The sequence below is a fragment of the Rhizobium ecuadorense genome (genome assembly GCF_001187535.1).
Taxonomy (GTDB): Bacteria; Pseudomonadota; Alphaproteobacteria; order Rhizobiales; family Rhizobiaceae; genus Rhizobium; species Rhizobium ecuadorense.
This window is the reverse complement of the sequence record NZ_LFIO01001790.1, coordinates 81,100-101,792: the sequence shown is the minus strand read 5'-3', so window position 1 is coordinate 101,792 and position 20,693 is coordinate 81,100. Positions and strand designations below refer to the sequence as shown.

The following is a 20,693-nucleotide window of genomic DNA, read 5'->3' as shown; positions in this document are numbered from 1 at the left end:
AAAGATGAAGACGATCGTTGCTCTTCTTGCCTGCGTGCTGCTCGCATCCATGGCCTCCGCAGACGACGATCCGCAGCAGGCGATCCCGGCCAGGCTGAAGCTGATGTTCGAAACGGTGGACAAGCCCCTGGACCTCACGCCGGTCGTCGCCGTTCAGGCCGATTGGGCGATCGTCGGCTGGCGGCAGGACGGACGCGGCGGACGCGCTCTGATGAAAAAGGCGCATCATGGCTGGAGCATCTATCTCTGCAGCGGCGACAGTCTGAAGGATGCCGGTACGCTGGAGAAGATCGGGCTTTCGGCGAATGACGCGACCGCGCTGGCTGCGAAACTGCGGGATGCCGAGGCAAACATCGATTCCTCCACGCTTGCACTGCTCTCGAGCTTCGAGGGCACGGTCATGATGATGAACGAGGCATCGAATGGCGCGGGCGGCGGCCATGAGGGCCACGCCCAATAGCGCTTCAGCGCTTCAGCCGCGCTTCGATTTCCCGGTCGAGGGCGAATTTCAGTTCGTCCTTGACGCCGGCGGACATGGCCAGGACTTCGCGGGCCTTGAGGAAATCCATGACGCCGGTGCGGCCGACGGCCGGGCGCAGGAAGATGTGCGGCTGGCAGAGCTTCAGCTTCAGCGTGATCGCCGTCTGCATCATCAATTGGCCGGAGCCGAAGATGCTCTCCATGCGGTTCGGAATATGCGTGCCGTCGCCTTCCGGCGCGCCGACGACATCGATGCCGACGACGATGTCGGCAAGATCCATCAGCGGTTCATAGGGTACCGGATTGCTGATGCCGCCGTCGATCATCACCCGGCCGCGCAGGCGCACCGGCATGAAGACGGCGGGAATGGCGGAAGAGGCGGCAAGCGCCGGAAACAGCTCGCCCTCTTCGATGATGACTTCGTTCTGCCCGTAATAATCCGTGGTGATGACCTTCATCGGCACCAGCAGATCCTCGAAGCGGGCCGGCAGCTCGGCCGGCAGAAAGGCTTTCAGGATCCGCTCCAGATTGAACTGGCCGATGCGGATACCCTTGGCCACCGCATCGCGCACCGTCGCCGGCCGCAGGCCCCAGATGCGGGCGACGACCGCCGTCTTGTTGCCGACCGTCGTCAGCGCATGTTCGCGGATTTCGGCCCCGGACATGCCGGCGGCCATGCCGGCCCCCATGATCGCGCCCATCGACGAACCCGATATCGCCACCGGGCGGATGCCGAGTTCGTCGAACGTCTCGATGATATGGATGTGGGCAAGTCCGCGCGCGCCGCCGCCGCCGAAAGCGACGGCGACCGTCGGAAGGTCGCTGATCGCAGGCAGTTTCGGGCTGATGATCTCTGCCTGCTGCACGCCCGCCCCCGCTTATTGCGGCTGATACCGGAAGAAATGCACCCTCGTATCGCCAAAGATGCGGTCTTCGAGGAAAACATAGGAAGGATGCACGGAAACGACAATATCGGCGCGTTCTTCGAGCACCGCGATCGCACCGGGCCTGAGCCAGCCGCCTGCGGCCGCGGCCGCCATCGCCTTTTCGCCGAGGCCTTTACCATAGGGCGGGTCGGCAAACAGCACGTCGAAGGCTTCGAGATTGCCGACGCTGCCGAGATCGGTCGCATCGCGGCGCAGGATACGCGTGCGGCCGTGCAGGCCGAGCGCATCGATGTTTTCCCAGAGCAGCGCCCTGCCTTCGACGCTGTTTTCAACGAAGAGCGCATGGCGACAGCCGCGTGACACGGCTTCGAGGCCAACGGCGCCGGTTCCGGCAAAAAGGTCGAGTATCCGGGTGCCGTCGACGCATTCCGGATAGGCATGGCTCAATATGTTGAACAGGCTCTCGCGCGTCCGGTCGGCAGTCGGCCGGATCTCGTTGGATTTTGGCACGGCGAGAGGCCGTCCGCGAAACTCACCGCCGACGATCCGCACCGCGCGTCATTCCCTTTCCTTTTGCACCACCTCTGGACGGGCCGCCCGCAGGCCTGTCGCCGCCCGGCCTGTCATTGCCCGACCTGTCACTGCCTGGCTTGGCGCCCTTCGGCTTACCGGAAAAACTCTTCGGCCCGCCCGGCTTGGCGCCAAAGCCCTTGCCGCGCGGCTTATCGCCCGAAGGCCGGCCACCCGCAGATTTGTCGCCGAAGGATTTTTCGCCACGCGGACGCTCGGAGCGGCCTTCGCCGGCAAAACTTCTGGCTGCGCGCGGGCGCTCGTCGCCGTCCTCGCGCGGTCTGCGATCACCACGCGGCTTGTCGCCGAAGGGGCGGTCGCCACGCGAGGGACGATCGCCGAAAGGCCGGTCGCTGCGCGGACGCTCCGAACGGGCCTCGCCTGTGGAGGCTCTGGCGGCACGCGGCCGCTCGTCACCATCCCGCGGCTTGCGATCACCACGCGGCTTGTCGCCGAACGGCCGATCGCCACGCGAGGGACGATCCCCGAAAGGCCGGTCGCCGCGCGGACGCTCCGAACGGGCCTCACCCGCGGAAGATCTGGCGGCACGAGGACGCTCGTCACCGTCTGCACGGGGTTTGCGATCACCACGCGGCTTGTCGCCGAACGGCCGATCGCCGCGCGAGGGACGATCACCGAAAGGCCGGTCACCGCGCGCCGGGCGGTCGCCATAACCGCGGTCTTCGCGGGCCGGACGATCCCCGAACGAGCGCTTGCGGCCGCGGCCCTCGCCCTCATCCTTGCGGTGGGGCTCCTCGCTCGAGCGGATCCATTCGCCGTCCTCCTCGCGCACGCGGTTGATCTGCGTGCGCGGGCGATCCTCGATATGGTGGAAACCGGCGCCCTTTGCCGGCGCCTGCTCGCCGCGCCGACGCGCGGTCTGCTCGTTCTTGGCGGCTTTCGCGGCCGCCTTTTCGCCGAGCGGCCGGGCGCCCGGCGCCATCCAGACATTGGCGCTGCGGCGCTGGCCGAGCGGCTGCGGCCGTTTCGGCTTATCGTCGTCGAAGCGGCCGCCATCGCGGCGGTCGTCATCCTTGCGCCCGCCACCGCGGCGATCGTCGCGCTTGGTGTCGAGGCGGCTCAGCGCCCGTTCGCGCTTGTCCTCGTCGCGGCGCGGACGCTGCTCGCGCTTTTCCGGGGCCGCGGCTTCAGCCTCTTCCTCGGCGGCAACGGCCGGCGCATTATAGATCGGCGCGTCGAAATTCGCCTTGGCTTCCTCGATCAGGCGCGGGCCGAGCTGGTCGCGCAATGTGCGGCCGCGCACCTCGATGACATGGCCTTCCGGCAGGTCGCCGAGCTGGAACGGGCCGTAGGAAATGCGGATCAGGCGGTTGACGTCAAGGCCGAGCGCGCCCATCACGTTCTTGATTTCGCGGTTCTTGCCTTCGCGAAGGCCCATGGTGATCCAGACGTTCGAGCCTTGCGTGCGGTCGAGCGTCGCCTCGATCGAGCCGTAGAGCACCCCGTCGACGGCGATGCCGTCCTTCAGCTTATCGAGCGCGTCCTGATCGATCTCGCCATGGGCGCGGACACGGTAGCGGCGCAGCCAGCCGGTCGCCGGCAGCTCGAGCGCGCGGGCAAGACCGCCGTCATTGGTCAGCAGCAGCAGGCCTTCGGTGTTGATATCGAGACGGCCGATCGACATGACGCGCGGCAGTTCTTCCGGCAGGTTGTCGAAGACGGTCGCGCGGCCTTCCGGATCGGCATTGGTGGTCACCAGCCCGGCCGGCTTGTGATAGAGCCACAGCCTGGTGCGCTCGATGCCGCGGATCGGCACGCCGTCGACCTCGATGCGGTCGGCGAGCGTGACGTTGACGACGGGGGTTTCGAGAACCCTGCCGTTCAGCGTCACCCGGCCTTCCATGATCATGCGTTCGATGTCGCGGCGGGAGGCGACGCCGGCGCGCGCCATCACCTTGGAAATGCGTTCGGCCTTGGCCTCGCCTTCGGTCTCGGCCGCGGTCGCAGCCTTTGCCGGCTTTACGCCGCCCGACTTCGCGCCGGCCTTCGGCCCGGTGTCGCGTGAAAAGGGCTTTGCGCCCGGGCGTTTTGGCTTGTCTTTGGGTGTCATTTGTTGTTTGCCTGCCTTTTGGGCCTGTCTATCAGGTCACGCATCTGCGGTTAAGTGGAAATTCGTGCGATCGTGAAGACAAATCGTTTCATGGAAATGGCGCTCGAAGAGGCGCGTGCCGCCGGAGAACGGGGCGAGGTGCCGATCGGCGCCGTCGTCGTCATCGACGATATCGCCGTTTCACGCTCGGGAAACCGCACGCGCGAGCGCAATGACGTGACCGCACATGCCGAAATCGCCGCGATCCGGCTGGCCTGCGAAGCGCTCGGACAGGAGCGTCTTGTTGGCGCCGATCTCTATGTGACGCTTGAGCCTTGCACCATGTGCGCGGCAGCCATCTCGTTTGCGCGTATCCGCAGGCTCTATTACGGCGCCGAAGACCCGAAGGGCGGCGGCGTCGACAATGGCGTGCGATTTTACGCGCAGCCGACCTGCCATCACGTCCCGGAGGTCTATTCCGGATTCAACGAGGTGCAATCGGCCGAGATCCTGCGGACGTTCTTTTCGCAAAAGAGAGAGGCGCCGTAGCCTGAGGCGCGTCGCCATCTTCGACTGTCGCGCCAATGGCTGCCCCTCACCCTCACCCTAACCCTCTCCCCGCTCGCGGGGAGAGGGGACGTGCCCTGCAGGAAGCTGGTGGGGAACGGAGAGGTTGCAACATGTCCCTTCGCCCCGCAGGCGGGGAGAAGGTGCCGGCAGGCGGATGAGGGGCTACCCTCCCCGATCCCTGAGGCTGCGTCTAAGCGCTGAAAGCCGCTATTGCAGGAAGTTCCACCACTGCTTGCCGCTGTTGGCGATCGCCGCATCCTTCTTGCGCTTCTTCTGCTTCTTGAGCTCGGGCTCGCCGACATCATCAAGCTTTGCCGGATCGTCGACAGTGCGGTAGCCGGGGGGCGGATCGGAAATATAGCGGCGCTGATCGATATAGGAGCCCTTCTGCAGGGCGCGGGCTTCACGATAGGCCTTGGTCTGGGCTTCCGTCGTGCGCCGGCCGCCTTCGATGGCGGAGCTTGCCAGCGGCGAGCGGTAGTTCGGATTGTCGGAATTGGCGTCGGCCTCGGAAACCAGGCGGGCGCGGGTTTCCTCAGGCGATTCAATCCATTGCGGATTGTCCTTGTTGGCGACCGTCGGCTGCGGCGCAACGAGGGTCTCCCTCTGCGCCTCGGCCGGCAGCACCAGCGTCGGGCGCGGCGTGTACTTGACGCCCTTGTTCTTCGGGTCGGGCCCGGTCAGCGAGACGGACTGGCCGAGGTCGTCGGTCAGCTGCTCCATGGCTGTTTTGTCGGTGCCGTAGGTCGGGCTGCTGGCGCAGCTGGATACCAGGGAGCATCCCGCCATGACAACAGACAGGCAGGCGCCCATACGGAACCAATGCGTTGCGAACATGAAAACCCTTCCAGCCACCGGTGCAATCGTTGCCCAACCGGACAACCGTCCCCCTGACGCAAAAATCCGGCCATTTTCAGGCAGCTTTTACCGGATGAACCGCGAAAGCGCAATTCACCCGGCAATATTCTTCACTTGTGCAGCGCAAGCTCGCGAAGGGCGGCAGCGTCACGGGCCGAGACATCGGGATATTCGGGATCGGAACCAACATCCCTGGTAATGCGCCAGGAGCGGGCGCATTTGACACCTTCGGCCAGCGTCGGCACGACCGCGACTTCGGGCACTTCGGCCAAGCGGAAGGCTTCCGCCGGACCGGCGTCCGCCTTGATGGTGATGCCCGAGGTGATGCAGACTTCGGTGAAGTCCTGGCCCTCGAGCGCCTTGATGAGCTCCGGATCGGCGATGTGGACAACCGGTGCTGCTTCCAGCGAGGAGCCGATGCGCTTGTCCTTGCGCTCGATTTCCAGAGCGCCGGTGACAACCGAGCGGACGGCGCGGATCTTCTTCCACTTCTCGGCCAGGGCATCGTTGCGCCATTCCTTGGCAACCGGGGCAAACTGCTCCAGATGCACGGAAACGGCGGCAGGGTTGCGCGACAGCCAAGCTTCCTCGGTGGTGAAGGGCAGCATCGGAGCAAGCCAGGTCACCATGCAATCGAAGATCCGGCGGATGACGTGCAGGCTGGCGCGCCGGCGCAGGCTCGACGGCGCGTCGCAATAGAGCGCATCCTTGCGGACATCGAAATAGAAGGCCGAAAGCTCGACATTGGCGAAGTCGATCAGCGCGCGGGCGATCTTCTTGAAGTCGAAGGCGTCGTAATTCTCGCGCACCAGCTCGTCGAGTTCGGCAAGCCGGTGCAGCATCAGCTGCTCCAGCTCCGGCAGATCGGCAAAGGCGATCTCCTCGCCCTTGTCGTGGGCAAGCGTGCCGAGCATCCAGCGAATGGTGTTGCGCAGCTTGCGATAGGCGTCGACATTGGTCTGGATGATCGTCTTGCCGACACGCAGGTCGTCGGCATAATCCGAGGTCATCACCCAGAGGCGCAGGATGTCGGCGCCTGCATCCTTCATCACTTCCTGAGGTGCCGTGACGTTGCCCTTCGACTTCGACATCTTCTCGCCCTTCTCGTCCATGGTGAAGCCATGGGTGAGGACGGCGTTGTAAGGCGCGCGGCCGCGAGTGGCGGCAGATTCCAGGAGCGACGAATGGAACCAGCCGCGATGCTGGTCGGAGCCCTCGAGATAAAGATCGGCCGGCCACTTCAGGTCCGGGCGGTCTTCGAGCGTGAAGGTGTGAGTCGAACCTGAATCGAACCAGACGTCGAGGATATCCATGACCTGCGACCACTTGGCCGGGTCATGCTCGTTGCCGAGGAACCGCTCCTTGGCGCCTTCGGCGAACCAGGCATCAGCGCCCTCGACGTCGAAGGCATCGAGGATGCGGCGGTTGACGGCCTCGTCCTGCAGCACGGCGCCATGTTCGTCGACGAAGACGCAGATCGGCACGCCCCAGGCGCGTTGACGAGAAAGCACCCAGTCCGGGCGCTGCTCGATCATGGCGCGCAGGCGGTTCTGGCCGGCAGCCGGCACGAAGCGGGTGTCGTCGATTGCGGTGAGCGCACGGGTGCGCAGCGTCGTTCCATCCGCCAGCGTCTTGTCCATATAGACGAACCACTGCGGCGTGTTGCGGAAGATGACCGGCTTCTTGGAGCGCCAGGAATGCGGATACTGGTGCTTCAGGCGGCCGCGGGCAAAAAGCGCGCCGCCTTCGATCAGCGCCTTGATGACGCGGTCGTTGGCGTCGCCCTTCTTGCCGTTGTCGTCGATGACGCGGGCGCCTTCGAGGCCGGGGGCGTCTGCCGTGTAGAAGCCGCCGTCGTCGACCGGGAACGGGATCTTGGTCTCGATGCCGCGCGCGTCGATCTCGCGGGCATGCGCCATCCAGACGTCAAAGTCTTCGCGGCCGTGGCTGGGCGCCGTATGCACGAAACCCGTACCGGCATCGTCGGTGACATGGTCGCCCTCGAGCAGCGGCACGGCAAATTCATAGCCGCCGCCGAGCCCCTTGAGCGGATGCGCGCAGGTGATCCCGGCAAGATCGGCAGCAGTAACGTCGGCAAGGCGCTTGTACTGCAGCTTCGCTTTGGCGAAGGATTCTTCGGCCAGTTGATCGGCAAAGATCAGCTTCTCACCCGGGCGCGGGCCAAAATCATTCTCGGCAGCCGTGACTTCATAGAGGCCGTAGGCAACCCGCGAGGAATAGGCGATCGCCCGGTTGCCGGGGATCGTCCAGGGCGTCGTCGTCCAGATGACGACTGAGGCATCCAGCAGATGGAACTTTGCTTCCGCGCCGTCACGCACGACGAATTTCACCGGGAACTTCACCCAGATCGTATCGCTTTCGTAATCGTGATATTCGACTTCGGCTTCCGCCAGCGCGGTGCGCTCGACCACCGACCACATGATCGGCTTGGAGCCGCGATAGAGCTGGCCGCTGGCGGCGATCTTCAACAACTCGCCGGCGATGCGGCTCTCCGCGTGAAAATTCATCGTCAGATACGGGTTGTCGAAATCGCCGACGATGCCGAGGCGCTGGAACTCGTCGCCCTGGACCTTGATCCATTTTTCGGCATAGGCGCGGCACTCGCGGCGGAATCCGATCATCGCCGCCGGCTCCTTGAGATCCGGCTTGGCCTTGCCCTTGGCGCGATAGTTCTCCTCTTCGATCTTCCATTCGATCGGCAGGCCGTGGCAATCCCAGCCGGGCACGTAATTGGCGTCGTAGCCGCGCATCTGGAACGAGCGGTTGATGACGTCCTTGAGGATCTTGTTCAGCGCGTGGCCGATATGGATGTTGCCGTTGGCATAGGGCGGGCCGTCGTGCAGCACGAACTTTTCGCGGCCGGCGGCCGAGGCGCGCAATTTCCTGTAGAGGCCCATCTCCTGCCAGCGCTTGACCAGCTCCGGCTCCTTCTGCGGCAGGCCGGCGCGCATAGGGAAATCGGTTTCGGGCAAATAGAGGGTTTTCGAATAGTCGATCTTTTCGGCGGTGTCGGTCATATCGGGACAATCGTTTCTGGCGGCCCAGGAAGGGGCGCAACGGCGTGAAAAAGCTGGTGACGGAAGCGCTTGTATCCAAGCGCCAAAAACCCGGACCTCCCGGCCGCTTAGCGCGCGCGGAAGGCCGGGCCGATAATTCGCATCGTCATCGCCAGCCGAAATTTCGTCATAGCGCCGGTTCATAGGCGTTTTTGCCCGGAAAAGGAAGAGCAGAATTCGTGGGGCCGCAATCGGCACCGATGGCTGGAATTACCGCCGATCCACCTCTCAAGAAAGTGGAGAGGCTGGAAAACCCTTGTCGCCTGTAGTATGATCTGACTATCTGACCAGCAGGCGGAGGCGCATGAAAAAAATCACGAAACAAAGCTGGAAGCTCGAAGAGGCGAAAGCGCGTTTCAGCGAGGTGGTTCGCCGGGCCCACAGCGAAGGACCGCAGCGGGTGACGGTGCGCGGCCACGACAGCGTCGTCGTCATCAGCGTCGAAGAGCTCGACCGGCTGACCAAGGCCGAACCGAAAATGCCTTTCGTCACTTTCATGGAGAGCCTCGATCTCAAGGATCTCGATCTCGAGCGGGAGGCCGATTACGGACGGGATGCCGAGCTGTGATCGGCTGGCTGCTGGATACGAATGTCATATCGGCGCTGATCAATCCGAACGGTGCACCCTCCGTCAAATCCTGGGCTGCGGCTCAAGACGAGGAGCGGATGTTCATCAGCATCCTCACTCTGGCGGAATATGACAAGGGCATCGAGAACCTGCCAGAGGATGACCAGAACCGCTATCGTTATGCGGCTGCGCGCGATACTTTGGAGGCGAGATTCTCTACGCGCATTCTCTCGTTGAACGATGCAGCCATTTGGCGCTGGGGCGTCATTTCGGGACGCGTGAAACTGAGGACCGGACATGCGCCGTCGGTGGTCGACACGATGCTCGCTGCCACCGCCATCGAGCACAATCTCTATCTGGTGACGCGAAACGTCAGGGATACGCGCTTCTCCGGCGCTGATGTCTTCGATCCGTGGACGAACGATTCCGCTCAATTTCCCTTGAGCCGGAGATAGCCGATCACAGCCACGCTGACGGCGACCTCAGGAAAAACAAAGCTTCCGGTCGAGTTCGCCGAGCGGCGTCACACCCGATAGCAGCGCCCTAGCCTCCTCCTCGTCGCGCTTGATCTGGGCGACGAGCGGATCGAGGCCGTCGAATTTCAGCTCGGGTCTGATATAGCCGAAGAAGGAGACGGCGCAGCGCTGGCCGTAGAGATCGCCGCTGAAATCGAAAAGATAGGTTTCGAGCAGCGGCGCGCCGTTTTCCGTCACCGTCGGACGGCGGCCGTAGCTCGCGACGGCGTCGTGCAGCGTGCCGTCCTGGCGGCGGAAGCGGACGGCGTAGATGCCGGCGGCGAGTTCCACCTCCGGCGGCAGGCGCATGTTGGCGGTGGGAAAACCGAGCTGCCGGCCGAGCTTCTCGCCGTCGATCACCTCGGCTTCGACAGTATAGCGGTAGCCGAGCATGCCGGCGACTTCGCTGACGCTGCCTTCCTTCAAAAGCGCGCGGATATGGCTCGAAGAGACGACATCGGCGTTTTCGTCGCGGAAGGCATCGATCAGGGTGACGCCGAAGCCGTAGGTCTGGCCGGCATTCATCAGGAAGGCCGGACCGCCCTCGCGGCCGCGGCCGAAATGGAAATCGAAGCCAGTGACGACCTCGGAGGCGCCGAGCCAGTCCTTGAGGATCGAATGGATGAAATCATCGGCCGAGCGCTGCGAAAACTCGTAGTCGAACGGATATTCGATGACGGCGCTGAAACCGAGCGTTTCCAGGATGCGGGCTTTCAGGGGCGCGGGCGTCAGGCGGAAAACCGGCGTCTCAGGCCGGAAGACCGTGCGCGGATGCGGCTCGAAGGTCAGCACCAGCGCGGGGATGCCGCGCGCCTTGGAGATTTCGAGCGCGCGGCTGAGCACCGACTGGTGGCCCCGATGCACGCCGTCGAAATTGCCGATGGCGATGACGCCGCCCTTGAGATGGGCGGGCAAGGGTTCCCGGGTTTCATTGCGATGGAAGACGGTCATCGGCTGGCTTCTCTTTATGCGAGGCGTGGCATCCACCACTTCGGCGTGGCTTTTTCGCGATCGAGATAGGCGTTGAGGATCGCCTCGTCGGTCTCGCCGTTCAAGGTGTATTCCTTGGCATGGATACCGCCGCTGATGTAGAGAAGGTCGAGGCCGTAATTCAAGGCGCCGCGCACATCGGTCGGCATGCCGTCGCCGATTGCCAGCACACGTTCGACAGGGAAATCGCCGCGAAGCTCGCGGGCAGCGGCGAGCGTCGCCTCATAGATCGGCTGGTGCGGTTTTCCGGCGATGCGGGTGCTGCCGCCAAGCTGCTCGTAATAGGCGGCCATGGCGCCGGCGCAGGGGATGATGCGATGGCCGCGCTCGACGACGAGGTCGGGATTGGCGCAGATCATCGGCACCTCGCGCGCCTGGAAATCCAGAAGCATCTCGGTGTAATCTTCCGGCTTCTCGGTCTCATCATCGAAAAAGCCGGTGCAGACCAGCGATCGCGCTTCGCCGGCCGGCACCCGCTCGACGCCGATGCCTTCGAGAAGCGCCTTGTCGCGCTCGGGGCCGAGCAGAAAGACCGTCTTCGGCCCTTCGGCAATCAGCCGGCGCGTGACGTCGCCCGAGGTGACGATCCGGTCATAGGCGCTGTCGGGAACGCCGATCTGGCGCAGCTGCTCGACCACCTGCCAGGAAAGGCGCGGCGAATTGGTGATGAGGACGACGGCGACGCCGCTTACGCGGGCCGCTTCAAGGGCAGCAGCGGCCTTCGGAAACGGCTCGACGCCGTTGTGAACGACGCCCCAGACATCGCAGAGCACCACGTCATAATGACCGGTTATCTCCGAGAAGTTTTCTATCCGCCTGGCCATTCCGATTTCCCGATTTGCTTCAGTCACCGGTGACATTGCAAAGGCGCAAGGCGATGGCAAGGCATTTTCTTCGCGGCCGGCCCGCGGCAGCGGGTTTCGGCGGCAATCTCCGCAATTCTCCGGCCTCTTCACAATTCCGGCACAAAAATTCGTGATGGCTCTCATTGACTCCTCTTGGAGCCATCCCTAAATGCTCGTCGCTAGCACTCACCGCAAGGGAGTGCTAACATCTATCCATGTGGGCCGCTCCGGTCCGCGAATGTCATTCGATCGAGGGATTAGACAATGGCAAGCACCAACTTCCGCCCCCTTCACGACCGCGTCGTTGTTCGCCGCGTTGAGTCCGAAGCCAAGACCAAGGGTGGCATCATCATTCCCGATACCGCCAAGGAAAAGCCGCAGGAAGGCGAAATCGTCGCCGTCGGTTCCGGCGCTCGTGACGAGTCCGGCAAGGTCGTCGCACTCGACGTCAAGGCTGGCGACCGCATCCTGTTCGGCAAGTGGTCCGGCACCGAAGTCAAGATCGACGGCGAAGACCTTCTGATCATGAAGGAAGCCGACATTATGGGCATCATCGGCTAATCAGCCGCTGGCCTTTCCGACGTAGCCGACGGGTCCCAGAACCCGGACACTCGAATTGAGGAGTTTCAATCATGGCATCTAAAGAAATCAAGTTTGGTCGCACCGCGCGCGAAAAGATGCTGCGTGGCGTCGACATTCTCGCCGATGCAGTCAAGGTAACGCTCGGCCCGAAGGGCCGTAACGTCATCATCGACAAGTCCTTCGGCGCTCCGCGCATCACCAAGGACGGCGTTTCCGTCGCCAAGGAAATCGAACTGGAAGACAAGTTCGAAAACATGGGCGCCCAGATGGTCCGCGAAGTTGCTTCGAAGACCAACGACATCGCCGGCGACGGCACCACGACCGCAACCGTTCTTGCCCAGGCGATCGTTCGCGAAGGCAACAAGGCCGTTGCAGCCGGCATGAACCCGATGGACCTGAAGCGCGGTATCGACCTCGCTGTTGCCGACGTCGTGAAGGATCTCCAGGCCAAGGCCAAGAAGATCTCCACATCTGAGGAAGTTGCACAGGTCGGCACGATCTCGGCAAACGGCGACAAGCAGGTCGGTCTCGACATTGCCGAAGCCATGCAGAAGGTCGGCAACGAAGGCGTCATCACGGTTGAAGAAGCCAAGACCGCCGAAACCGAACTCGAAGTCGTCGAAGGCATGCAGTTCGACCGCGGCTACCTCAGCCCTTACTTCGTGACCAACCCGGAAAAGATGATCGCCGACCTCGAAGACGTCTTCATTCTCCTTCACGAGAAGAAGCTCTCGAACCTGCAGTCGATGCTCCCGGTTCTCGAAGCCGTCGTCCAGACCGGCAAGCCGCTCCTCATCATCGCTGAAGACGTCGAAGGCGAAGCTCTTGCGACCCTCGTCGTCAACAAGCTGCGCGGCGGCCTCAAGATCGCTGCCGTCAAGGCGCCTGGCTTCGGCGACCGCCGCAAGGCCATGCTCGAAGACATCGCCATCCTGACCGGCGGCACCGTGATCTCCGAAGACCTCGGCATCAAGCTCGAGAGCGTCACGCTCGACATGCTCGGCCGTGCGAAGAAGGTTTCGATCTCCAAGGAAAACACCACGATCGTCGACGGTTCGGGCGCCAAGTCCGACATCGAAGGCCGTGTTGCCCAGATCAAGGCCCAGATCGAAGAAACCACCTCCGACTACGACCGCGAGAAGCTGCAGGAACGTCTTGCCAAGCTCGCCGGCGGCGTTGCCGTCATCCGCGTCGGCGGCTCGACGGAAGTCGAAGTGAAGGAAAAGAAGGACCGCATCGACGACGCGCTCAACGCGACGCGCGCTGCCGTTCAGGAAGGCATCGTACCCGGCGGCGGTATCGCTCTGCTGCGCTCCTCCACGAAGATCACCGTCAAGGGTGCAAACGACGACCAGGAAGCCGGCATCAACATCGTTCGCCGCGCCCTGCAGGCCCTCGTTCGCCAGATCGCTGAAAACGCAGGCGACGAAGCCTCGATCGTTGTCGGCAAGGTCCTCGACAAGAATGAAGACAACTTCGGCTACAACGCCCAGACGTCTGAATTCGGCGACATGATCTCCATGGGTATCGTCGACCCGCTCAAGGTCGTTCGTACCGCGCTGCAGAACGCTGCTTCTGTCGCATCGCTGCTGATCACCACCGAAGCCATGATCGCCGAACTGCCGAAGAAGGATGCCCCTGCCGGCATGCCTGGCGGCATGGGCGGCATGGGCGGTATGGACATGATGTGATAGGCCAACGGCCTTTCACAGCATCGTCCGTAAAACCGCCCATCATCTAAGATGGTTCAGCGCGTCAAGCGCGCTGAACTGGCGGTATGGACATGATGTGATAGGCGAAAGCCGTCACTGACATCCATTCCGGCACATCCGGATCCGGAAGGGCGGCCCTCGGGTCGCCCTTTTCTTTTGCGCCCATTTCTTGTCTCCGGCGATTCGCTCCGTTGTGCGCAATTTCATGGCGCATCGCCCGCTTCCCGGCTGAAGCTTTCGCGAAGCTTGCGTTGCCGCGCTTTCTCAGGCCATCGGTCTGCGTGAGAGATTGCAGCGTTGCCGCACCATTCTTCACCTCATATCGCGTAGAACCGTATCCAAAGCCCGCAAATTTGATGTTTCGGCGCTGCTTCCCCGCTGGATAGGCTGAGGACGCCGGCATCCCCGGAAAAATGCCGATCCGAACAACCCTTAAAAAGCCGTTGCCGTTTGTTCAAAAGCCCCTATAAATCCGCGCTGCAATTGAAGCGCGCCCACCAAACGGGCGCGAGAGACGTTCCGCCGGCCCGATGGCCGCGGCAACGATCGCCGGTAAAAGCACGGGCATCATGCCTGCTGCTGCGTGATCCTGTTTTTGTGTTTACCGAGCGTGCGGCGGAGGAGCTGCATGCGAACGGGGGAACGCCTTGTTTAAGATCGTCAAAGCCAATGCAGCCGTACCTTTGACACCCGGCTCGCTTGAGCACCACAATCAAAATGACGAGATGGTGGCTCAGTTTTCGATTTCCGAAACCTGGACCGGAGATTTGTCGAGCGGCATGCTCCGCCTCGGCGAATGGAGCGCGATGCTGCACGGCCTTTCCGCACGGGACTGCGGGCTCTTGAGCCTGATCCGCTGCTACGACAGCAAGGACCGCAGCCACGTCCTGGAGCTGTTCGAGCAGGCGGCCACGCTCTCCTCCTCCTTCTGTTTTTCGACGACGATCATCATGCCGAACGGCTTGCGCCAGCCGCTCTTCTGCATGGGCGAGTCGAACGGGCTCGAGGAAAAATACAGCGGCAGCATGGTCGGCGTCTTCATCTTTCCGCGCTTCAAGCTTGAAGGTTCCAGACAGATCACAAGCCCGCGATAAAACTGGCATTGCAGGGCAAAAGGCCGTCCCCGAAGACGGCCTTTGTATTTTCCGGCGGTCCGTTACTCCGGCTTGACCGGAATGTTCAGCCCCTTCTCGCTGGCCGGGCGGGCGATGCAGCGCTGCAGCCAGTCCATGACGGCGGGGAATTTTGCATAGTCGAGAACCTCGCGGCCGCCATAGAAGATGTCGGTGCCGCGAACCCAGGTGAAGGTGGTGATGTCGGCGATCGTATATTGATCACCCATGATCCACTGCCGGCCCTTCAGCCGGCCTTCGAGCACGCCGAGCAGCCGTTTGGACTCGTCGCGGTAGCGTTCCACCGGATAAGAATTGTTGGCGACCTTGTCGGCGGCGAATTTGTAGAAATGTCCGAACTGGCCGAACATCGGGCCGATGCCGGCCATCTGGAAAAACACCCACTGGATGCATTCGTAGCGGCCGGCGGCGTCCTCGGGGATGAGCCTGCCGGTCTTTTCCGCGAGATAAAGCAGGATGGCGCCGGATTCGAACAGGCCGATCGGCTTCCCGCCCGGGCCGTTCGGATCGATGATCGCCGGAATGCGGCCGTTCGGGTTGAGGGATTCGAATGCCGGCGACTTCTGCTCGTTGACGGCGAAGGAAATGTAATGCGGCTCATAGGCGAGCCCGAGTTCCTCAAGCGCGACCGATACCTTCACCCCGTTCGGGGTCTGCAGGGAATAGAGCTGGATGATGTCGGAATTTCTAGCCGGCCAGCGCGCCGTGATCGGAAATGCGGACAGATCTGCCATCGGATTCTCCTTATTGGGCGCCGACCATAAGAGACCGGACGCGCCAAAGGCAAGCGGCGGTCGGCAGCGCATCGTTCCATATTATTGAACAAACTGTCCGCATCTGTTTATCTTTCCATAACGCCGGAAAAGAGCGACATAGGAGGCATCCGAGGTCCACACGGTGCCGGGGCACCAAGATCTCCAGAGCCATTCAACGGAGACAGCATCCATGTCGAACGCCATTATCCTGATTGCCCGTATTCTTCTGTCTTTCATGTTCATCCTTTCCGGCTTCATGAAGCTCACCGATCCTGCCGGTACTGCGGGCATGATCGCCGGTGCCGGCCTGCCGGCAGCAACCCTGTTGGCCTATGTCGCAGGCCTTTTCGAACTGCTGGCCGGCCTTGCGGTTCTCACCGGCTTCCAGGTCCGTATCGCCGGCTGGCTGCTCGCCGCCTTCTGTGTCTTCACGGGCGTTGCCTTCCATCTGCCCTACGCAAGTGGCACGGAACTCGTGAATATTCTCAACCAGATCATGGTCATGAAGAACATCACGCTTGCCGGCGCGTATGTATTGCTCGCCACAGTCGGTGCCGGTGCCTATTCGATTGACGCCCGCCGCGGCGCCTATGCGGCTGCCTGATCCAGCAGACATCCTCCCAGACATGCAGAACCCGCCGTCATTGAATTGACGGCGGGTTCTCTTATGCATTGATGGCCGAAATCAGAGAGCCGCGCGCACCGCTTCGATAATTGCCTGCACGACGGGTTCGTCGGCATGGCTTTCCTTGCGGGCGCGCACCAGGCAGGCCTGCGAATGCAGGATGACACCGTCCTGGAGCACCTTCAGGCGGTTGGCGCGCAGCGTCGAGCCGGTGGAGGTGATATCGACGATGATATCGGCCGAGCCGGAGGCAGGCGCGCCCTCGGTGGCGCCGAGGCTCTCGACGATGCGATAGAGCTGGATGCCGTGCTGGCTCGAAAAGAACTGCTGGGTCAGCCGCCAGTATTTGGTGGCGATGGCCAGGCGCCTGGAATGACGGGCGCGGAAATCGGCGGCGACATCGCCGAGATCGGCCATGGTCTCAACATCCAGCCAGATCTCCGGCACGGCGACGACGACATCGGCATGGCCGAAGCCGAGGCGGGCACAGAAATCGACGCGCTTGTCGACTTCGGCAAAACCCTCCCGCATCAGATCCTCACCGGTAACGCCGAAATCGACGGTGCCGTTGCCGAGCTCGCGGGAAATTTCGGAGGCCGAGAGGAAGGCGACCTCAACATCGTCCCAGCCTTCGACGCGGCCGCGATAGGAGCGGTCGTTGCCGACGGCCGTGATCGGCATGCCGGCACGCTCGAAGATCGCCGAGGCGTCGTCCTTCATCCGGCCCTTGGAGGGAAGCGCGATGGTGATGGTCATGCGGCTGCCCTTTCGGTTTCGATGCGGTCGAGCCAGAAGGAGAAGCCGACGGCCGGAATGCGGTCCGTCGCGCCGAGGAAGGTCAAGAGCTTATCGTAGCGGCCGCCGCCGGCCAGAACCGCCGTCGAACCCTCAACCGTCACCTCGAAGACGAGGCCGGTATAATAATCGAGCGGTCGTCCGAAGGCGGCGCGATAATCCAGGCAAGACAGATCGACGCCGGCATCGGCAAGGGCGCCGACGCGACCGTTGAAACGGGAGAGTGCATTGCCGAGCTTCAGGCCGGCAGCATCGGCAAAACCGGCGAGCGCCGCCGACGCATTGACGAGCGGCACGTCGAGCGACAGGAACTCTTCCAGCACATGGAAGGCCGCATCGTCGAGGCGCGTCTCAGACAGGATGAGCTTTTCCTTGAGTCTTCGAGCGATCTCCAGCGGCGAGCGGCCGGCATTGGTCGAATAACCCGTCGTCTGCATTTCCTGCTCGATATGAGCGATGAGCGCCTGCTCGTCGCCCGATGCGACGAGCCTGGCGATATCGTCGTCGAGACCGGTGACGAATTGCGGGCTGACGAGGCCGGCCAGCAGCGCTTCCAGCTGCGTCATGTTGCCGAAGGCGTGGATCAGGCGCTTCTGCCAGCCGAGCGGCAGGCCGAGCGCCTGGACGACGGCTTCGAACACCGCTTGGTCGCCAAGCGTCACCGACAGGCGACGGCCCGGCAGCAGGCGGGCGAGAATGCCGGTGGCGTCGCCGATGGCGCGGGCATCGGCGCTCGGTATGTTGATATCGCCGAGATCTTCGATGCCGGCCTGGTAGAATTCATTGGCACCGTCGCGGCGCTGGCGGAAAACCTCGCCGAGATAGGCGTAACGCTTCGGCGTGCCGGTCGCCGTCTCGATGTGGCGCAGACAGACAGGGATGGTGAATTCGGGACGCAGGCAAAGGCTGGCGCCGGTTTCGCTCTCGGTCATGAAGATGCGCCGGCGCAGATCCTCGCCGGCGATGTCGAGGAACGGCTCGGCCGGCTGAATGACAGGCGTATCGATGCGCTCGACGTTGCGGGCGTCAAATTCGGCCAGCAGGTCGGCGGAGAATTCGGGGAGGTTGATCAGGGGCATTGCATCCCTCCTGAGAAAATTCCCCTCCCCAACCCCTCCCCACAGGGGGGAGGGACTAACCCGCTGCGACCGTCGAAACACATCAATAACATCGTCGGTGAAGCGAACGTTGAGTTGGGCAGAGCGGCGCCGCTTGAAGCCCCTCCCCCTTGTGGGGAGGGGTTGGGGAGGGGTCTATCACGCATCGCCTGCCCTCTTCCGATCCTCCGCCTGCGCCGCAAGGATCTCCCTCACTTTGGCGACGAGGTCGGCTTCCGGCACCGTTTCCTGTGCCACACGCGCTTCGCGCCAGCTGGCATTGTCCTCGATCTCGCCGGAAAGCCGCTTGCCCTCGATCAGATCCTTGATCTGCACGACGCCGGTTGCGCGTTCGTCGCCGCCCTGGATGATGGCGACGGGGCAGCCGCGGCGGTCGGCATATTTCAGCTGGTTGCCGAACTTCTTCCAGTTGCCCTGGAACATTTCGGCGCGGATGCCGGCGGCGCGCAACTGCTGCGTCATCTTCTGATAGCGGCCCATCGCCTCGACATCGCCATCCATGACGGTGACCAGCACCGGCTCGATCACTTCGCTGGCGCCGAGCTTGCCGAGGTTCTTCAGCGCCGTCATCAGCCTGGAGACGCCGATGGAAAAGCCGGTTGCCGGAACCGGCTGCCCCATGAAGCGGGAGACCAGGCCATCATAACGGCCGCCACCGCCGACCGAACCGAAGACGACCTTTTCACCCTTTTCGTTGGTGACGTCGAAGCCGAGTTCGGCCTCGTAGACCGGGCCGGTATAATATTCGAGGCCGCGCACGACCGAGGGATCGATCTTGATGCGGTCGGACTGATAGCCGGCGCTCTTGACCAGCGCGCCGATGAAGTTCAGTTCCTCGACGCCTTCAGCGCCCTTCGAGGTTCCGGCAACGAGTTCGGCCAGGCGCTCTGCACTTTCGGCATAGTTCTTGATGCCGACGAAGAATAGCACCTTGTCGATCTGCGCCTGGTCGAGGCCGGCGCCCTTGGTGAAGTCGCCGGACTCATCCTTGCGGCCGGCACCGAGCAGCAGGGCCACGCCCTCAGGCCCGAACTTGTCGAGCTTGTCGATGGCGCGCAGCACGCTGAGCCGCTGGCCTGCATTGTCGTCGCCGCCGAGACCGATCGCCTCGAGCACGCCGTCGAGGACCTTGCGGTTGTTGACGCGGATGACGTAGTCGCCGCGCTTGATGCCGAGGGCTTCGAGTGCATCGGCCATCATCATGCACATTTCGGCATCGGCCTGGACACCCGGCGCGCCGACCGTATCGGCGTCGAACTGCATGAACTGGCGGAAGCGGCCGGGGCCCGGCTTCTCGTTGCGGAAGACGTAACCGGCGCGATAGGTGCGGTAGGGCAGCTGGATCTCGTTGAAATTCTCGGCGACATGGCGGGCGAGCGGCGCCGTCAGGTCGTAACGCAGCGACATCCACTGCTCGTCGTCGTCCTGCAGCGAGAAGACGCCCTCGTTCGGCCGGTCGCTGTCGGGCAGGAATTTGCCCAGCGCATCGGTATATTCGAACAGCGGCGTTTCGTGCGGATCGAAACCATAATGCTCGTAGACTTCCCGGATCTTTGCCGTCATCTCGTTGACGGCGCGGATATCGCCGGCCGTCCGGTCGACGAAGCCGCGCGGCAGGCGGGCCTTGAGCTTTTGCGGTTTCTTCTGCTTGTCGTTCATTTCCGGGAATTCCGCTGACTGTGACAGTGGCGGTTTCCTAACCGATCGGGCCGGGAGCGGCAAGGGCGAAGGGTCTTGAAGCCGCAGGCAGAATCGATTGAAGCAGAGGCGTCCATCAGAAATGCGGAAATACTCATGATCACCGAGGCGCTTCTCTATGCGGCGACTTTGCCATTTACCGGCAAGCCCTATCGAAAGTTCATCCGCTATTCCGTCAATCTCTGGTCGCGGGCCGGGCGCTGTTCCAAGGACTGGGCCGAACATGAAGAGATGAGCCGGAATGCGATCCGCGCGGCGGCGGCCGGTCTCCGGCAGAAGCGGACCGCCGTCGTGCTCGGTTCCGGCCTGCTGCGCGACGTGCCGATCGAAGAGCTGGCGCGCGAGTTCGACACCGTCGTGCTGGTCGATCTGGTCCATCTCGCCTCGCTGCGTCTGTGGCTGACGGCCAAGGGCTATCGCAATGTCAGGCTGATCGAGCGCGATCTCTCCGGCTATGACGATCTCGCCGCCGGCAGAGCGCCCGAACCGCTCGGCTTCCTGCGCACCGTGCCCTATCTCGATTTCGTGGTTTCGGCCAACCTCCTGTCGCAGATCGGCCGCGGCGTGAAACGGCGCTACGAGGCCGAGGCCGGCGGCATGCCTGAAGACACGGTGGAAAGGCTGATTGCGGCGCATCTGGCCGGGCTTGCGGGGCTTGCCTGTCGCCATTGCCTGGTGAGCGACATCGCCTATGCCGTCATCGACCGCAACGGCCGCACGCACGAGGAGGCCGACCTGCTGCACGGCGTCCCGCCGCCGCCGTCAAAAGCAGCCTGGACATGGCCGGTGGCGCCGCTCGGCGAGGAGAGCCGGGATTACCGGATCGAGCACAAGGTGATTGCCGCCTGGTGAGAGGCAATGACGA

21 protein-coding genes are annotated in these 20,693 nt (G+C 63.1%); 9 read left to right on the top strand and 12 right to left on the bottom strand.

Annotated elements, in window-relative coordinates; genetic code table 11:
* Positions 1 to 4 precede the first annotated feature (4 nt).
* Positions 5 to 460, top strand: a complete 456-nt coding sequence (locus tag AF337_RS36550; protein WP_049735943.1) for a copper uptake system-associated protein — start codon at positions 5 to 7, stop codon at positions 458 to 460.
* A 4-nt stretch (positions 461 to 464) separates the two neighbouring features.
* Here AF337_RS36550 and AF337_RS36545 read toward each other — a convergent pair whose 3' ends face one another.
* The 3 genes from AF337_RS36545 to AF337_RS36535 are packed head-to-tail and all read right to left on the bottom strand — an operon-like array spanning position 465 to position 4,008.
* Entirely contained in the window at positions 465 to 1,346 is an 882-nt protein-coding gene (locus AF337_RS36545; RefSeq protein ID WP_049735942.1) for a patatin-like phospholipase family protein, read from the bottom strand.
* A gap of 12 nt (positions 1,347 to 1,358) precedes the next feature.
* Positions 1,359 to 1,919, bottom strand: a complete 561-nt coding sequence (gene rsmD, locus AF337_RS36540; protein WP_049735941.1) for a 16S rRNA (guanine(966)-N(2))-methyltransferase RsmD — start codon at positions 1,917 to 1,919, stop codon at positions 1,359 to 1,361.
* Positions 1,900 to 4,008 (bottom strand): pseudouridine synthase, encoded by a 2,109-nt coding sequence (locus AF337_RS36535; RefSeq protein ID WP_049735940.1) that lies wholly within the window; start codon positions 4,006 to 4,008, stop codon positions 1,900 to 1,902. Before AF337_RS36535 ends, rsmD begins: the two co-directional genes overlap by 20 nt.
* A 90-nt stretch (positions 4,009 to 4,098) precedes the next feature.
* Between AF337_RS36535 and AF337_RS36530 the strand changes: the two genes are divergently transcribed.
* Entirely contained in the window at positions 4,099 to 4,536 is a 438-nt protein-coding gene (locus AF337_RS36530) for a nucleoside deaminase (protein WP_049735939.1), read from the top strand.
* Positions 4,537 to 4,764: 228 nt separating this feature from the next.
* On the opposite strand, the gene AF337_RS36525 is transcribed toward AF337_RS36530, so the two are convergent.
* A complete protein-coding gene (locus AF337_RS36525; protein WP_049735938.1) occupies positions 4,765 to 5,394 on the bottom strand; it encodes a hypothetical protein in 630 nt (209 codons plus the stop codon).
* 131 nt (positions 5,395 to 5,525) lie between these two features.
* Positions 5,526 to 8,453 carry an isoleucine--tRNA ligase gene (gene ileS / locus AF337_RS36520; RefSeq protein WP_049736040.1) on the bottom strand — a complete coding sequence of 976 codons (2,928 nt, stop codon included), beginning with the start codon at positions 8,451 to 8,453 and terminating at the stop codon, positions 5,526 to 5,528.
* 343 nt (positions 8,454 to 8,796) lie between these two features.
* Here ileS and AF337_RS36515 point away from each other — a divergent pair, with 343 nt between their 5' ends.
* Both AF337_RS36515 and AF337_RS36510 read left to right on the top strand, forming a co-directional pair.
* Complete coding sequence (locus tag AF337_RS36515) at positions 8,797 to 9,060, top strand: type II toxin-antitoxin system Phd/YefM family antitoxin (RefSeq protein ID WP_049735937.1); 264 nt, start codon at positions 8,797 to 8,799, stop codon at positions 9,058 to 9,060.
* On the top strand, positions 9,057 to 9,515 hold the full coding sequence (locus AF337_RS36510; protein ID WP_049735936.1) for a type II toxin-antitoxin system VapC family toxin: 459 nt from the start codon (positions 9,057 to 9,059) through the stop codon (positions 9,513 to 9,515). The genes AF337_RS36515 and AF337_RS36510 overlap by 4 nt, the downstream gene beginning before the upstream one ends.
* 27 nt (positions 9,516 to 9,542) lie before the next feature.
* Here AF337_RS36510 and AF337_RS36505 read toward each other — a convergent pair whose 3' ends face one another.
* Positions 9,543 to 10,526, bottom strand: coding sequence for a bifunctional riboflavin kinase/FAD synthetase (locus AF337_RS36505; protein ID WP_049735935.1), 984 nt, complete (start codon positions 10,524 to 10,526; stop codon positions 9,543 to 9,545).
* 14 nt (positions 10,527 to 10,540) lie between these two features.
* Positions 10,541 to 11,389, bottom strand: a complete 849-nt coding sequence (locus AF337_RS36500) for a TIGR01459 family HAD-type hydrolase (protein WP_049735934.1) — start codon at positions 11,387 to 11,389, stop codon at positions 10,541 to 10,543.
* A 285-nt stretch (positions 11,390 to 11,674) separates the two neighbouring features.
* On the opposite strand from AF337_RS36500, the gene groES reads away from it, so the two are divergent.
* Entirely contained in the window at positions 11,675 to 11,971 is a 297-nt protein-coding gene (gene groES, locus AF337_RS36495; RefSeq protein WP_003545797.1) for a co-chaperone GroES, read from the top strand.
* A gap of 71 nt (positions 11,972 to 12,042) precedes the next feature.
* On the top strand, positions 12,043 to 13,683 hold the full coding sequence (groL, locus tag AF337_RS36490; RefSeq protein ID WP_049735933.1) for a chaperonin GroEL: 1,641 nt from the start codon (positions 12,043 to 12,045) through the stop codon (positions 13,681 to 13,683).
* 64 nt (positions 13,684 to 13,747) lie between these two features.
* Here the strand turns inward: groL and AF337_RS36485 are convergent, their stop codons facing one another.
* On the bottom strand, positions 13,748 to 14,020 hold the full coding sequence (locus AF337_RS36485) for a hypothetical protein (protein ID WP_049735932.1): 273 nt from the start codon (positions 14,018 to 14,020) through the stop codon (positions 13,748 to 13,750).
* Positions 14,021 to 14,351: 331 nt separating this feature from the next.
* On the opposite strand from AF337_RS36485, the gene AF337_RS36480 reads away from it, so the two are divergent.
* The gene (locus AF337_RS36480) at positions 14,352 to 14,798 is read left to right on the top strand and encodes a hypothetical protein (protein WP_049735931.1); all 447 of its coding nucleotides are present in this window, start codon (positions 14,352 to 14,354) and stop codon (positions 14,796 to 14,798) included.
* 62 nt (positions 14,799 to 14,860) lie between these two features.
* On the opposite strand, the gene AF337_RS36475 is transcribed toward AF337_RS36480, so the two are convergent.
* Positions 14,861 to 15,571, bottom strand: a complete 711-nt coding sequence (locus AF337_RS36475; RefSeq protein WP_049735930.1) for a glutathione binding-like protein — start codon at positions 15,569 to 15,571, stop codon at positions 14,861 to 14,863.
* A gap of 211 nt (positions 15,572 to 15,782) precedes the next feature.
* Here AF337_RS36475 and AF337_RS36470 point away from each other — a divergent pair, with 211 nt between their 5' ends.
* A complete protein-coding gene (locus tag AF337_RS36470; protein ID WP_049735929.1) occupies positions 15,783 to 16,196 on the top strand; it encodes a DoxX family protein in 414 nt (137 codons plus the stop codon).
* Between the two features lie 81 nt (positions 16,197 to 16,277).
* Here AF337_RS36470 and hisG read toward each other — a convergent pair whose 3' ends face one another.
* From hisG to hisS, 3 genes are all read right to left on the bottom strand, one after another.
* Positions 16,278 to 16,973: an ATP phosphoribosyltransferase gene (gene hisG, locus AF337_RS36465; protein ID WP_049735928.1), complete on the bottom strand. Its 696-nt coding sequence runs from the start codon at positions 16,971 to 16,973 to the stop codon at positions 16,278 to 16,280.
* Positions 16,970 to 18,091, bottom strand: coding sequence for an ATP phosphoribosyltransferase regulatory subunit (locus AF337_RS36460; RefSeq protein ID WP_049735927.1), 1,122 nt, complete (start codon positions 18,089 to 18,091; stop codon positions 16,970 to 16,972). The genes hisG and AF337_RS36460 overlap by 4 nt, the downstream gene beginning before the upstream one ends.
* Positions 18,092 to 18,268: 177 nt before the next feature.
* Positions 18,269 to 19,789 carry a histidine--tRNA ligase gene (gene hisS / locus AF337_RS36455; RefSeq protein WP_049735926.1) on the bottom strand — a complete coding sequence of 507 codons (1,521 nt, stop codon included), beginning with the start codon at positions 19,787 to 19,789 and terminating at the stop codon, positions 18,269 to 18,271.
* Between the two features lie 135 nt (positions 19,790 to 19,924).
* On the opposite strand from hisS, the gene AF337_RS36450 reads away from it, so the two are divergent.
* The gene (locus tag AF337_RS36450) at positions 19,925 to 20,680 is read left to right on the top strand and encodes a hypothetical protein (RefSeq protein WP_049736039.1); all 756 of its coding nucleotides are present in this window, start codon (positions 19,925 to 19,927) and stop codon (positions 20,678 to 20,680) included.
* Positions 20,681 to 20,693 lie beyond the last annotated feature (13 nt).